At 69.6% G+C, this 12,937-nt stretch carries 13 protein-coding genes; 1 reads left to right on the top strand and 12 read right to left on the bottom strand.

The features are described from left to right. On the top strand, positions 1-275 hold a 275-nt coding region (locus tag G579_RS17625), incomplete at its 5' end, for a transposase (protein ID WP_162143008.1). 77 nt (positions 276-352) lie between these two features. On the opposite strand, the gene G579_RS0113060 is transcribed toward G579_RS17625, so the two are convergent. From G579_RS0113060 to G579_RS19245, 12 genes are all read right to left on the bottom strand, one after another. Continuing rightward, positions 353-1,150 carry an ABC transporter permease gene (locus tag G579_RS0113060; protein WP_028990527.1) on the bottom strand — a complete coding sequence of 266 codons (798 nt, stop codon included), beginning with the start codon at positions 1,148-1,150 and terminating at the stop codon, positions 353-355. Between the two features lie 8 nt (positions 1,151-1,158). Continuing rightward, positions 1,159-2,088, bottom strand: coding sequence for a nickel ABC transporter permease (gene nikB / locus G579_RS0113055; RefSeq protein ID WP_028990526.1), 930 nt, complete (start codon positions 2,086-2,088; stop codon positions 1,159-1,161). Between the two features lie 162 nt (positions 2,089-2,250). Continuing rightward, entirely contained in the window at positions 2,251-2,517 is a 267-nt protein-coding gene (locus G579_RS17620) for a hypothetical protein (protein ID WP_051181640.1), read from the bottom strand. Between the two features lie 16 nt (positions 2,518-2,533). Then, a complete protein-coding gene (locus G579_RS17615; RefSeq protein WP_155989872.1) occupies positions 2,534-4,201 on the bottom strand; it encodes a bifunctional metallophosphatase/5'-nucleotidase in 1,668 nt (555 codons plus the stop codon). Continuing rightward, the gene (locus G579_RS0113040; RefSeq protein WP_028990525.1) at positions 4,194-4,679 is read right to left on the bottom strand and encodes a L,D-transpeptidase; all 486 of its coding nucleotides are present in this window, start codon (positions 4,677-4,679) and stop codon (positions 4,194-4,196) included. Before G579_RS0113040 ends, G579_RS17615 begins: the two co-directional genes overlap by 8 nt. After that, on the bottom strand, positions 4,663-6,174 hold the full coding sequence (locus tag G579_RS0113035) for an ABC transporter substrate-binding protein (RefSeq protein WP_028990524.1): 1,512 nt from the start codon (positions 6,172-6,174) through the stop codon (positions 4,663-4,665). The genes G579_RS0113040 and G579_RS0113035 overlap by 17 nt, the downstream gene beginning before the upstream one ends. A 15-nt stretch (positions 6,175-6,189) precedes the next feature. Further along, a complete protein-coding gene (rlmD, locus tag G579_RS0113030; RefSeq protein ID WP_028990523.1) occupies positions 6,190-7,515 on the bottom strand; it encodes a 23S rRNA (uracil(1939)-C(5))-methyltransferase RlmD in 1,326 nt (441 codons plus the stop codon). Positions 7,516-7,549: 34 nt separating this feature from the next. Continuing rightward, positions 7,550-8,350, bottom strand: a complete 801-nt coding sequence (locus G579_RS0113025) for a 3'-5' exonuclease (RefSeq protein ID WP_028990522.1) — start codon at positions 8,348-8,350, stop codon at positions 7,550-7,552. Positions 8,351-8,436: 86 nt separating this feature from the next. Then, positions 8,437-9,090: a YdbL family protein gene (locus G579_RS0113020; protein ID WP_028990521.1), complete on the bottom strand. Its 654-nt coding sequence runs from the start codon at positions 9,088-9,090 to the stop codon at positions 8,437-8,439. Positions 9,091-9,152: 62 nt separating this feature from the next. Beyond that, entirely contained in the window at positions 9,153-11,423 is a 2,271-nt protein-coding gene (locus G579_RS18380; RefSeq protein ID WP_051181637.1) for a translocation/assembly module TamB domain-containing protein, read from the bottom strand. Positions 11,424-11,430: 7 nt separating this feature from the next. Next, positions 11,431-12,315, bottom strand: coding sequence for a cysteine synthase CysM (gene cysM, locus G579_RS0113010; protein WP_028990520.1), 885 nt, complete (start codon positions 12,313-12,315; stop codon positions 11,431-11,433). Between the two features lie 67 nt (positions 12,316-12,382). After that, positions 12,383-12,937, bottom strand: a 555-nt coding sequence (locus G579_RS19245) for a hypothetical protein (protein ID WP_038020026.1), incomplete at its 5' end; no start/stop codon positions are given.

Genomic DNA, 12,937 nt, shown 5'->3' with positions numbered 1-12,937 from the left:
TGCTCAAGCACTGGTGCACCTGCGTCATGCGTTCCAAGGTCGAACCCATGAAGGAGGTCGCCGCCATGGTCCGTCGCCACCTCGAGGGCATCGTCGCCTGGGCCCAGACCCGCCAGACCAACGGCTTCCTCGAAGCGCTCAACGGCCTGTTTCAGTCCGCCAAGCGCCGCGCTCGCGGCTTCACCCGCTTCACCACTATCAGAACCGTCATCTTCCTGATCGCCGGCAAGCTCGACTTCGCAGTGATCAACCCTCATGCCCGGCAACCCACTTGAAATTCAACAGAGCCCCTCGGTTGCATATGGCATAACGCTTTTCGCTTGATTGAGAACAGACCCTAGGGATCGAAAAGTCAGCGTCCGCCGACGTCCAAGGCGTCGCGCAGGGCGTCACCCAGCAGATTAACGGCCAGGACGACGCTCATCAAGGTCAGGCCCGGCACCAGCACCAGATGCGGGGCGACCAGCATGTAGCGGGTGCCCTCGCGGATCATCTGGCCCCAGGAAGCGTCCGGCGCCTGCACGCCGAGGCCGAGGAAGGACAGGCCCGCCTCGCTGAGGATGGCGCCGGCCACGGCGAAGCTGGCCTCCACCCCGAGCGGCGCCAGGATCAGCGGCAACACGTGGCGGAACAGGATGCGCCCGCGCCCCGCCCCCAGGCTCAAGGCCGCCTGCACGTGCTCGCGCTGGCGCAGGGCCAGGGTCTGGGCGCGCGCCAGCCGGGCGAAGCCGACCCAGCCCATCACCGTCAGGGCGATGATCACATTGTTGATGCCGGGCCCCAGCACGCCGGCCAGGGCAATGGCCAGCAGGATGCCGGGAAAAGCCAGGAACACGTCCATGATCCGCACCAGCAGGTGGTCCACCGCGCCGCCCAGATAGCCGGCCAGCATGCCGATGCTGGTGCCGACCAGGGCCGAGGCGCCGGCCGCCAGCACGCCCACCAGGAGCGAGGTATGGGCACCCAGCAGCAGGCGGGCCAGCACCGGCCGGCCGAGCTCGTCGCTGCCCAAAAGCCCCCAGAAACCGTGTGTCCAGCCCGGCGCGGCCAGGATGCGCTCCAGGTGAATGGCGAAGGCGCTCTGAGCCCACAGGGGCGCCAGCAGCGCCAGGAGCGCCAGCCCGCCCAGCCAGCCGAAGCTCCAGCGCATGACCCGGCTCATGTCTGCAGGGCGCGGCGCACGCGCGGGTCGAGCAGGCCGGCGGCCAGATCGGTCAGGGTGTTGGCCAGCACGTAGCCGACGGCGATGAGCAGCACGCCGCCCTGCACCACCGGATAATCCCGGCCCTGAATGGCCTCGACCACCAAACTGCCGAGCCCCGGCCAGGAGAACACGGCCTCGGTGATCACGGCGCCGCCCAGCAGGGTGCCCAGCTGCAGGCCAAAGACGGTCAGCACCGGCAGCAGGGCGTTGCGCAGGACGTGCAGGCCGATCACCCGGGCGGCGGGCAGGCCCTTGGCGCGGGCGGTGCGGACGTAGTCCTGGCCGAGCACCTCCAGGATGCTGACGCGCAGCATGCGCGCCAGGATCGCGGCCATGCCGAAGCCCAGGGTCAGCGCCGGCAGGATGATGGCGCCCGGCTCCTCGCGCCCGCTGACGGGCAGCCAGCCGAGCCAGACGGCGAAGAGCAGGATCAGCACCGGCCCCAGCCAGAAGGACGGCATGCTCACGCCGAAGAGGGCGAGCGCGATGCTGCCCCGGTCCCAGAGCGTGCCTTGCTTCAGGGCGGCCATGATGCCGAGCGGCGCGGCCACGGCCACGGCGATCAGCAGCGCCAGGGCGGCCAATTCCAGGGTGGCCGGCAGCCGTTCCCTGAGCAGCGCCGCCACCGGCTCGCCGCTGCTCAGGGAGCGGCCCAAGTCCAGGTGCGCGATACCGGCGAGATAGCGGACGTACTGCTGCCCCAGCGGCAGGTCGAGGCCGAGGGCATGGCGCAAGGCCGCCCGGTCGGCCCCGCCCGCCCCTTCCCCCAGGATGGTATCCACCGGATCGCCGGGGATGAGATGGATCAGCAGAAACACCATGCTGACCACGCCCAGGATGACCAGCGCGGCGCTCAGGAGACGGGACAGGAGAAATTTCAGCATGGCGTACCGGTGAAACGTGAAACGTGAAACGTGAAACGTGAAACGTGAAACGTGAAACGTGAAACGTAGCGTGGTGCAAAGCGGGCGGCGCGGTCAAGGGGAAGGGTCAGAACGCGAGCCGGCACGCGCCCACAGCGTCGGCCTCGGTGTTCGGCTCATTGCTCACCTCCCCAGCGCCTCCTTGAATGCACGGCCGGCCGCCACCACGATGATGGCGCCCATGGCGGCGAAAAGCAGAGACACCACGAGGCTGCCGCCGATGTCCGCCGCCTTGGCGAGCAAGCCGCCGGCCAGCGCCCCCGCCAAGCCGAGCACGAGGTCCACCACAGGACCGTAGCCCCGCCCCCCGATGATGCCACCGGTCAACCAACCGGCGGCGAGACCCACCAACAGCCACCACAGGATGCTCTGCTCGACTCCTGGATTCATGGCTCCTCCGGCTTTGTTATTCATAGTTTAGAGCAGAATCTTCAGCAGCGGCACATCCGACAGGAATAAGTTCAATTAGATGCCAGTCCGAAAAAGGCAAGCCCCTCCCGCCCGCTGGCACGGGCGCAGCCTGCTCGATGCGGCCGTCGGCTTGCGCCGCAAGCGGCCCCGCCGACTTCAAACGATCGATAAGAAGTGCATGCAAATCCCCGCCGCGGCGGAGAATTTGCCGCGGCAGCATGGTGTAGCCGTCGATCTGGCCGCTGAGCGCCAGAAACTCGGTGGTCGCCAGGGTGTAGCCACGTTTGGGGTCCAGTGGCACGCCGCCGACGCTGACCTCGTGTACGCGACGGCCCGGCGGCGCCGCCGGGTCGAAGCGAAAGCGCAGGCCCGCCACCTGCGGGAAGCGCCCGGCCCGCTCCCCGGCGCGGCTCACGCCGTTTTCCAAGGCCGCCAGGAGCTGCGAACCGCTGAGCTCCACCGCCAGGATGCGGTTTTCGAAGGGCAGCATGTCGTAGAGATCCCCCAAGGTGATGGGCCCCGGCGGCACGATGCGGTCGGCGCGGAAGGCGCCGCCGTTGAGCAGGGACACGTCCGTATCCAGGGCGGCGCGCATGAGCTCGGCCACATAGTTGCCGAAGTTGCTCTCCCCTTCCCGCACCGTCTCCTCCCGAAGATCCAGGGGCACGGCGGCCGTGCCGATGACCTCGCGGAAGGGCTGCAGGGCCGCGGCATAGGGCGCCAGCGCCGCCGCCACGCGGGCATCGGCCGGCAACACGGCCGGGTCCACCGCCGCGGGACGCCAGCGCTTGCCGACCACCCAGCCCTGGGCCGCGCGCACCGCCTGTACGCCGATGATGCCCAGTTGCGTGGCGTTGGCGCCGGCCTTGGTGATGAGCGTGCGGTCCGCCAAGGCGTCGATGGGTTCGTGCTCGTGGCCGCCCACGATGAAGTCGATCTGCGGCAGGGCGGCGGCCAGGCGCCGGTCCTCGGCCAAGGGCAGATGGGTGAGCGCGATGACGAGGTCGGCGCCGGCGGCCTGCAAGCGGGCCACCGTTTCGCGCGCGGCGGCCACCGGCTCGCGAAAGGTGATGGCGCCCTCCCCGCAGCCGCCCACCGGCGCCAGCGGCAGGGTCAGGCCGAAGACCCCCACGCGCAACCCGGCAATGCGGACGATGCGGTACGGCAGCACCTTGCCCGCCGGCAGGCCGGCCGTCGGCGGGAAATCCACGTTGGCCGCGAGCCACTGGAAATGCGACTGGCGGATGCGCTCGACCAGCACCGCGCAGCCGAAATCGAACTCGTGATTGCCGAAGGTCGCCAGATCCACGCCGAGCGCGTTCAGGGCGTCCACCATCTGCCGGCCCTGATGCTTCAAGCGGGTGGACAGGAGCGAGGGCGACAGGAGGTCGCCGGCGTGCAGCACCAGCACCGGCCCCTGCCGCCGCTCCTGGGCGATCAGGGTCGCCGCGTGGGCCAAGCCGCCGCGCGGCACGGTCCCGGTGGCGGTGGGCGTCGGCACCGGGAAGACTTCGTAGACGTCGTTCAGCTGGATGATGGTAAAGGCATGGGCCCTGGCCTGGGCCTGCGCGGCCGGCGCGAGCGCGGCGAGCCAGCACAGCAGAAGAACGGCCGCGGCACGCAGCGGGCCGTTGCAGCGCCCGGGGGCGGCCATCCTAGCCATCGATGGTGACCGGCGTGCCCGCCGGCGTCCGGTCGAAGAGCGCCAGCACGTCGCGCGAGTCCATGCGGATGCAGCCGTGGGAAGCAGGCGTGCCCAACAGGTCCAGGTCCGGGGTGCCGTGGATGTAGATGTAGCGGCGGAAGGTGTCGACCGCACCGCCGCGGTTGAAGCCCGGCTCCAGGCCGCAGAGCCACAGGATGCGGGTCAGGATCCAGTCGCGCCCGGGATGGGCATGGCCCAGTGCCGTGGTGTAGATCTCCCCGGTCCAGCGCCGCCCGACCAGCACCGCGTCCAAGGGCAGGCCGGCGCCGATGCGCGCGCGCACGTAGTGGCGGCCGCGCGGCGTGCGATAGCTGCCCGCCGTCTCCCCCAGGCCGTTGGCGGCGGTGGACACCGGGTAACTGGCCAGCGATCCCCCGTCCGCATCGCGCAGGAAGAGCCGCTGCGTCCGGCTGCAGACCTCAATGTACGGGCTCACGCTCCACCTCCGTCAGGGCATCGAAATCGCCGGTGCCGCGCACCCGGTAGCCGCGCAGACCGGGCGCCAGCACCGCCACGTTGTCCTCGAACCACAAGGGCGCATAGGCTTGCAGCGCCCGCAGGCGCGCCTGCACGCCGGCATAGTCGACCGGATCCTGGCGCGGGTCGGCCAAGGCGCGGTCGATGAGGTCATCCAGTTGTGCGTCGCGCAACTGGCCGCGGTTGGCGCCGTTGGGCGGCACGGAGGCACTGTGGTACGCCTCCCGGTAGAAATCCGGCGACTGCACGCCCACCCAGGACAAGCCGTAGAGCTGGAAGCGGCCAGCCTTGATGTCGCCGTAGAAGGTGCCCCAATCCAAGCTGCGGATGCGCAGCGCCACACCGATGCGCGCCAACTGCGCCTGCAGCACCGTGGCCACGCGCACGCGCAGCGGATCGGTGCTGGTTTTGTACTCCAGGGTAAAGCGCGGGCGCGGGCCGTCGCCGTCCGGGTCCGGCAACCCCGCCGCGTCCAGCAGGCGCTTGGCCGCCGCCGGATCGTAGGCCGGCGACTGGGCAGAGCGTGGCCCGGCCCAGTGGCCCAGGGGCATGGGTCCCCACGCTGGCTGCACCGCCCCGGCAAAAAGATGGCGGGCCAGCGCCTGCCGGTCGATCCCCAGGCTGATGGCCTGGCGCACCGCCAGTCGTCCGGTGAGGGGATCCTGGAAATTATAGCCCAGATAGCTGTAGCGGCTGCCCGATCCGCGCAGCAGGCGCAAGCCGCGCTCTTCCAGATAACGGAGCATTTCCGCCGGCAGGTCGTTCTGCAGCAGGTCCAGCTCGCCGCGCTGCAACTTCAGCACGCGCACCGTGGGGTCGCTCACGGTCACAAACTCGAAGCGCTGGCCATCCCGACGGCGGCTCAGCACCACCCGCCCCGGCTCGGGCCAGGCCACGAAGCGGAACGGACCGCTGCCCAGGGGCTGGCGCTGGAAGGCGCGGCCTCGGGCGATCTCCCGCGCCGGCAGGATGCCGATGTTCAGGCGCAGCGGAAACAAGGGATCGGGACGGCGCAGATGGAACACCACCGTGTCGGGATCAGGCGCCGTCACTGCCGCCAGCCCCGCCAGTTGGCCCTTGAGGGGGGATTTGCCCGCCGGATCGAGAATGCTTTGGTAGGTGGCCAACACGTCCCGGGCGGTGAGCGGGGTGCCGTCGGCGAAGACGGCATGGGGGCGGCGCAGGGTGAATTCGTAGCGGGTGGGCGTCGGCACGCGCCACCTGGCCGCCAGCACGCCGACCGGGCGATACTGCGCGTCGAAGTCCACCAGGGGCTGGTACAGCAGGCGGTTGAGGCGCGCCGAGTTGGCGTCGGTGGCCAGGCGCGGGTCCAGGGTGATCACCGACTGGGCCAGGCCGACGCGGATGGCGGCCGGCGGCGCGGCGGCGCGCTGGCAGGCGCCCAGCAGCAGGAGCCCCAGCAGCGCCAGCAGGCCCGCCCGCACGCCGTTCACGGCCGCAGGCTCCGCTCAGTCGCGGGTGAAGAGCGCCACCGACTCCACATGGGCGGTATGCGGGAACATGTTGAAGATGCCCGCCGCGCGCAGCCGATAGCCCTGCTTGTGCACCAGCAGTTCCGCGTCGCGGGCCAAGGTGGCCGGATTGCAGGAGACGTAGACGAGGCGCCGGGCGCCCAGGGCCGGCAACAGCTTGATGATTTCCATGGCGCCGGTGCGCGGCGGATCGATCAGGATCTTGTCGAAGCGCCCCCAGGCGCGCACGTCGCCTTCCTCCAGCTTGACCAGGTCGGCCGCCATGAAGCGGGCGCGCTGCTCCAGACCGTTGTGCCGGGCATTCTCGGCGGCCAGGGCCACCAGCTCCGCCTCCCCCTCCACGCCCAGCACCTCCGCGCCCAGGCGGGCGATGGGCAGGCTGAAGTTGCCCAGCCCGCAGAAGAGATCCAGGATGCGCTCGCCCGGCCGCACCTCGAGCAGATTCATGGCGCGCCGCACCATGACGCCGTTGATGGCCTGGTTGATCTGGATGAAGCTTGTCGGCTTGAAGCGGAATTCCAGCCTGAACTCGGGCAGCCGGTAGGCCAGCGGCGGCGCCTCCAGCGGATGGATCGGGGCAACGGTCCTGGGCCCGCCGGGCTGGCCGAAGATCTGCACCCCGTGCTCCTCGGCAAAGGCGCGCAAGCGGGCCAGGTCCGCCTCGGTGAAGGGCTCCAGGTGGCGGAACACCAGCGCCGCCAGCTCCGGCGTGGTGGCCACCTCGATCTGCGGGATGCGCTCGGGCTGGCTCAGGGCCGTGATCAGCGCGCGCAGCGGCAGGAGCAGCCGGCCCACGCGCGGGTCCAGCACCGGGCAGTGCTGCATGTCGGCCACGAAGCTGCTGCGCTTTTCGTGGAAGCCCACCAGCACGCCCTTGTTCCTGGGCCGGCGCACGCTCAGCCGCGCGCGGCTGCGGTAGCCCAGGCTGGGACCGGCGATGGGCGGCAGGATCTGCTCCGGACGGACCTTGCCGATGCGCTGCAGGCTGTCCTCCAGGATGCGCTGCTTCGCCGCCACTTGGCCGCTGGGCTCCAGGTGCTGCATGCTGCAGCCGCCGCAATAGCCGAAGTGGGGACAGGGCGGCGTGGTGCGCAGCGCCGAGGCGCGCAGCACCTCGACGAGCTCGCCCTGATCGAAATGGCTGCCGCCCTTGAGGCGGCGGAAGCGCACCCGCTCGCCGGGCAGGGCGCCCTCGACGAACACCACCTTGCCGTCCACGCGGCCGATGCCGCGCCCTTCGGCGTCCAGATTGAAGATGTCCGTGCTCAGCGGCGTCTGTTCGCCGTGCTTCTGTCTGCTCATGAAGAATCTGCTGTGCGAGAAAGACGAAGGCCGGCTAGCCCTGCCAGCCGGCGAGGAACTCCTGGAAATGGGGGGCGGCGTCGCCATGGGCCTGCAGGTGCTTGCGCACCCGGGCGACCTCCTCGGCGTAGCTGCCGTTGCCGAGCCGGCCGCGGTTCAGCTCCCAACGCAGGTAGATGAGATAGGTGTTCAACACGTCCACTTCGCAGTAGCGCCGAATGCCTTCCAGATTGCCCGCCTGATACTGCTCCCACACCTCGCCGCCGGTCATCCCGAGCTTGCCGGGCAGGCCGAGCATCACGGCGATGTCCTGCAAGGGCGCCACCGCCCGCGCCTGGAAGGCGGACAGCACGTCCATGAGGTCCAGGTGCCGGGTATGATAACGGTTCAGATAATTATTATACCGGGAATCGGACTTGATTTCCCCCTGATCCCAGTAGTGCCTGGCCGGGACGCCGTGCACGAGGGCGCGGTAGTGCAGCACCGGCAGGTCGAAGGCGCAGCCGTTCCAGGACACCAGCACCGGGGTGTACTTGTCGATCATCTGGAAGAAAGCGCGGATCAGGGTTTCTTCCGGATCCTCCGCTTGGCACAGGGAGCGGACCTTCAGCCCGCCGTCCAGATGATCGTGGCGGAACACGGCGCTGATGGCCACCACCTTGTGCAGATGGGGACGGATGAAGTCGGAACCGCCCTGGGTCTGGGCCAGGCGCTGCTGGAACATGGCCTGGGCCACCTGGGCGTCGTCCAGGCCCTGCAGGTTCTCCAGCTTGCGGCCGCTGTCCACGTCAGGGACGGTCTCGATGTCGAAAACGAGGATGTTATGCACGCTCATGGGGCCCACCGGACAGGCAGCAGATCATGGAAACGAAAATAGAACGGGCGGACGTGAAATCCACGTCCGCCGCATCCGCTTTCCGCCTATTTCTGCTGCCAGCTGCCGTCCGGCCCCTGCACCCACCAGCCGGACTGGGCGTTCTTGATCCAACTGCCGGCGAAGGTCTTCTGGATGTCGCCGGCCCATTCCGGGTGGCCGTTGGCCACGGCGATGGCCTGGTAGAGCGCCAGCCGGTCGCTGTTCTCGGCCTGCACCAGGGCGTTGGCCTGGGCGCGCTGGGCCAAGGGCAGCTTGGTCGCGTCGCGGATGGTGACGAGGCCGTTGTTGCTCAGTCCCAGGGCGCCGGCGTCGAAGAGCGGGCGCAACTGCGAGGCGCGTGCCTCCAGGGATTGGCGCAGCTTGCGGATGGCCGGCGAATCGATGTCCAGGTTGGCCTCCGCGGCCTGGGCCGGGCTGCTGATGGCATTGAAGGCTTGAGTCAACAGTGCCTGGGCCAGCACCTCCACCCGCGGCAGGGCGCTTTGCGGCGTCACCGGCGGCAAGGGGCGCCCGGCGGGCGCGGACTCCGGCGCGGGCGGCGTCTTGGCCTCCGGCTTGGCACCCGCCTCATAGACGTCCTTGACGATCTTGTCGGCCACCTTCTCGGCCGCGGCCGCCGGGAAATAGATGTTGACCGTCACGCAGGCGGTGCCGCCGACGGCCAGCAGGGGTAGGATCCACAGGGGATGCAAACGCATCGGTCTCTCTCCTTCACTCTCTTGTCATTGTCGGCCAGCCAACTATGGCCGCCGCTTGCTGCTCAGCGTTGAATGGTCGCGCCGCCCTTGGCGACCGCCTCCTGCACGCGGGCGACGAAATCCCGCCAGTCCACCGTGCGGTTATAGCCGATAATGTCCACGCGCGGTAGCCCCCTGCCCCGCAGAATGTAGAAACCCTGGCGCGCCGGCACCACGCCGTCCACCTCGGCCTTGTAGCCGGACAGGCTGATCTTCATGCCCAGGTCGGCATAGGAAAACTCGTTGAAGAAGCGCAGGAAGCTGCGCTGGATCGCCGCCGTCGCCCCGCCGCCGCCCAGGCGGGTCAGGTTTTCAACGGCTCGCTGGCTGATGCGTTGACGCACGCCGGGGGTGGGGACGTTGCGGAACTCGGCCACGAACTGGGCCGGCTCCCAGTCCTCCAGGCGCAGGTGCCGCACGTTGCCGGCCAGGATGCCGGTGATGCGGCCGAAGTCGAAGGCCTGGGTGATCTTTTCCAGGTTCAGGTCACGCAGGTCCACGTCGGCCAGGAGCACCGGCACCTGACCGAAGAGGTCCTGCAGACGCAGGTTGCGCACCAGGAGCTGGCCGTCGAAGGCCTCGACGCGCATGGTGCCGCCGACCTGCACGTCACCGGCCCGATAGCGCAGCTCCGGCACCACCGCCGACAGGGTGCCGCCGAAGACCGGCCAGTCCAGGCGTCGGGTCAGTGCTTCCATGGACACCGGCGTCAAAGCCATGCCGAGACGCCATTCGCCATCGCTGCCGAAGCCCTGCCCTTCCAGCCGGTTGAGCCACAACTGGCCGTCCAGGAACGGCACGGCCGTCGGCTGGCTCAGCTGGAAGGCGTGGTCCCGCAGGGTGCCCTGCAGGCGGGCGGGCCCGAAGGGCAGCCGGTAGAACTCCAGCCCCTGCCAGCCGAGCACCGCCGGATGCACCTGGCCGTCGCGGCGCCAGTCCGCCTGTCCGGAGAGCCGCTCCACCCGCAGCCGCCCCGCCCGGTCCTTGAGGCTGACCTCATCCAGGGCCAGGCGCAGGGCCGCCGCCTGGCGCGCCTGCAGGTGCACGGCAAAGCCCAGTCGGCCGCTGCTGTCCAGGTCCGCCAGCAACGGCTTGTCCTTCAGGAAGGGCTTGAGCATCTGCTCATAAAGAGTTTTGACGTCGAGGTTTTCCCCCGAAAGCCGGAGATCGCCGTCGAACGGGCTCGTCAGCGGCAACCGGCCCCGCAGCGCCACCGCGCCGATGCCCGGCCACTGCAGCCGGCTGTCCTCCAACTCCAGGGTGCGCTGCGCCGGCCGCAGCCAGCCGCTGCTGGCCAGTTGCACGGGTCCCTGCTGCACCTGACCGTACCAGGGATTGAAGAGCAGCTCGCCGCCCTGCCAGGCGAGCGTGCCGTCCTGCCGCCACAGACCCGGGCCGGCCTGCCGGATCAGCACCTGGGCGGTGGCCTGCAGCTTGTCGCCGGCGCGCAAGCCCGAGGGATCGGAGAAGCTGCCGTCGCGAAGCGCCGCTTGCACGGCCAGGCGCTGCAGTTCCCGCCACTGCCGCCCCTGGCCGTCGAAGGCGAGCGCCAGCCGGCCGCCGGCGCTCCAGCCCGCCGGCCAGGCGGGCAGCAGGGGCTGCCAGAAGGCGAGATCGGCCAGTTGCGCCTTGCCCTGGGCCTGCCAGCGCCGGCCCTGCCATGCGAGCGCCAACTCCACAGCGTCGCCATGGCGGGACTGGCCCTGCACCTGGGCCTGCCCGCTGGCCCGATCGGCACGGTAATCGGCGGCAAAACGCAGGCGCAAGGGGCTCTTTTGCGGCACCGCCACGCTCCAGGCCGGCAGCGTCCGGCGCCAGTGGCGCAGATCGGCCAGGAGACCGGTCCCCTGCACCTGCCAGCGCTGCGCTTGCAATGTCACGGTAAAATCCAGGCGATTGCCCTGGTTCACGAGGAGATGGAAGGTGCCGCGGCCGGCGACGTCGGCGGCGAGAAAGCGGCCGGAGAAAGCACCCTGCACCGTGCCGAGAGTCGCGCTCACCGCGCGCACACGGCCGTCGGGACAGAAATAGGCGGGACTCAGGCGGGCGGCGGGACAGCTCACCTGCACGTCATGCAAGGGCCCCAAGGCGCCCGGCAGGCGCAGTTCGCGCAACCGGAGCTGCAGATTGACGGCCTGTCCCGCGGGGAGGACCCGCGCCCGGATGCCGCGGGCCTGCCAGCCGGGCCCCTCCAGGGCCTCCAGCTCCAGTTCCAGGGAGTTCATGGCCGCGCTGCGCTGCGTCAGCCCGGCCAGGCAAAGCAGGGCCGTGAACAGGAACAGCCGCGGCCGCATGCGGGCTTCAGGCCGGGAAGACGCCCGTGGACAGGTAGCGGTCGCCGCGGTCGCAGATGATGACCACCAGCACGCCCGAATCGAGCTCGTCGGCCAGGCGCAGGGCGGCGGCCACCGCGCCGCCGGAGGAGATGCCGGCGAAGACGCCCTCCTCGCGCGCCAGCCGGCGGGTCATCTCCTCCGCTTCAGCCTGGCCGACCTCGAGGATGCGGTCCACCTGCTCGGGGTGATAGATCTTGGGCAGGTAGGCTTCGGGCCAGCGGCGGATGCCCGGGATCTTGGCGCCCTCGCCGGGATGCACGCCGACGATCCGGATGTCCGGCTTGACCTCGCGCAGGTAGCGCGAGGTGCCCATGATGGTGCCGGTGGTGCCCATGCTGGAAACGAAGTGGGTCACCCGCCCCTGGGTGTCGCGCCAGATCTCGGGGCCGGTGCCCTCGTAGTGGGCCAGGGGGTTGTCCGGGTTGGAGAACTGGTCCAGCATCACGCCCTCCCCGGCCGCCACCATCTGGTTGGCCAAGTCGATGGCGCCCTCCATGCTGGCCTCCGCCGGGGTCAGGATGATCTCGGCGCCGTAGGCGCGCATCACCTGGCGCCGCTCGACGCTCATGTTTTCCGGCATGATCAGGGTCATGCGGAAGCCGCGTATGGCGGCGGCCATGGCCAGGGCGATCCCGGTGTTGCCGCTGGTGGGCTCGATCAGCCTGTCCCCCGGCCGGATCTCGCCGCGCTCCTGCGCCCGGCGGATCATGCTGATGGCCGGGCGGTCCTTGACCGAACCGCCGGGATTGTTGCCCTCCAGCTTGGCCCAGACCTCCACGGCCGGGTTGCGGGGCAGCCGCTGCAGGCGGCACATGGGGGTGTTGCCGATCAGGTCTTCGAGGGTGCGCATGGGTGTCCGGAGCCGATTGTGGTTGAAAAGGCCAGATTCTAACCCCGCCGCGCCGCGCTTCCAATCCTCACTGGCTGGCCAGCAGATCCGGGCTGGGTGGGGTCTGTCCGCTGACGAGCACCCGGCTCCTGCCATCCTGCATCAGAATGAAGGGTTGATTGAGCACAGGATTGCTCGCAAAGCGGTTGTTGGCGAAGACGCCCTCGCGCAAGCGGCCCAGCGGCATGTCCGCCGCGGTGCTGTTGAAGAAAAACGCGCGTCCGGGGCCCGCCATGATAGCCGCGCGCTTGGAGCTACCGCGGTCGAAGCGGCAGCCCACCACGGTGGAGTCGTTGCCCAGCATGGCCTGCCCTCGGCCATCGGCGCGGAAATAGCTGTCGATGAAAAGGGTTGACTTGTTGTTGCGCACGCTTGGATTGCCGCCGTTGTCGATGAAGTAGGTGTTGGCGAAAACCATCGCATGGGTGTTGTTCATGCTGGCGGCATAGTCGCGGTTGTCGAGAAAGAGACAGTTCACGCAGGCGTTGAGGTTGTTCTGGCGTTTGGCGGGCCAGTCCAGGCCGCGGCCGTTCTGGACGAACTGGCAGTTGTAGAACACGTTCTTGTCCAGGTAGGCCATGCC

It is taken from the genome of Thermithiobacillus tepidarius DSM 3134 (assembly GCF_000423825.1).
Taxonomy (GTDB): domain Bacteria; phylum Pseudomonadota; class Gammaproteobacteria; order Acidithiobacillales; family Thermithiobacillaceae; genus Thermithiobacillus; species Thermithiobacillus tepidarius.
The sequence above is the reverse complement of the archived record's forward strand: the minus strand, read 5'-3'. Positions and strand labels throughout refer to the sequence as shown.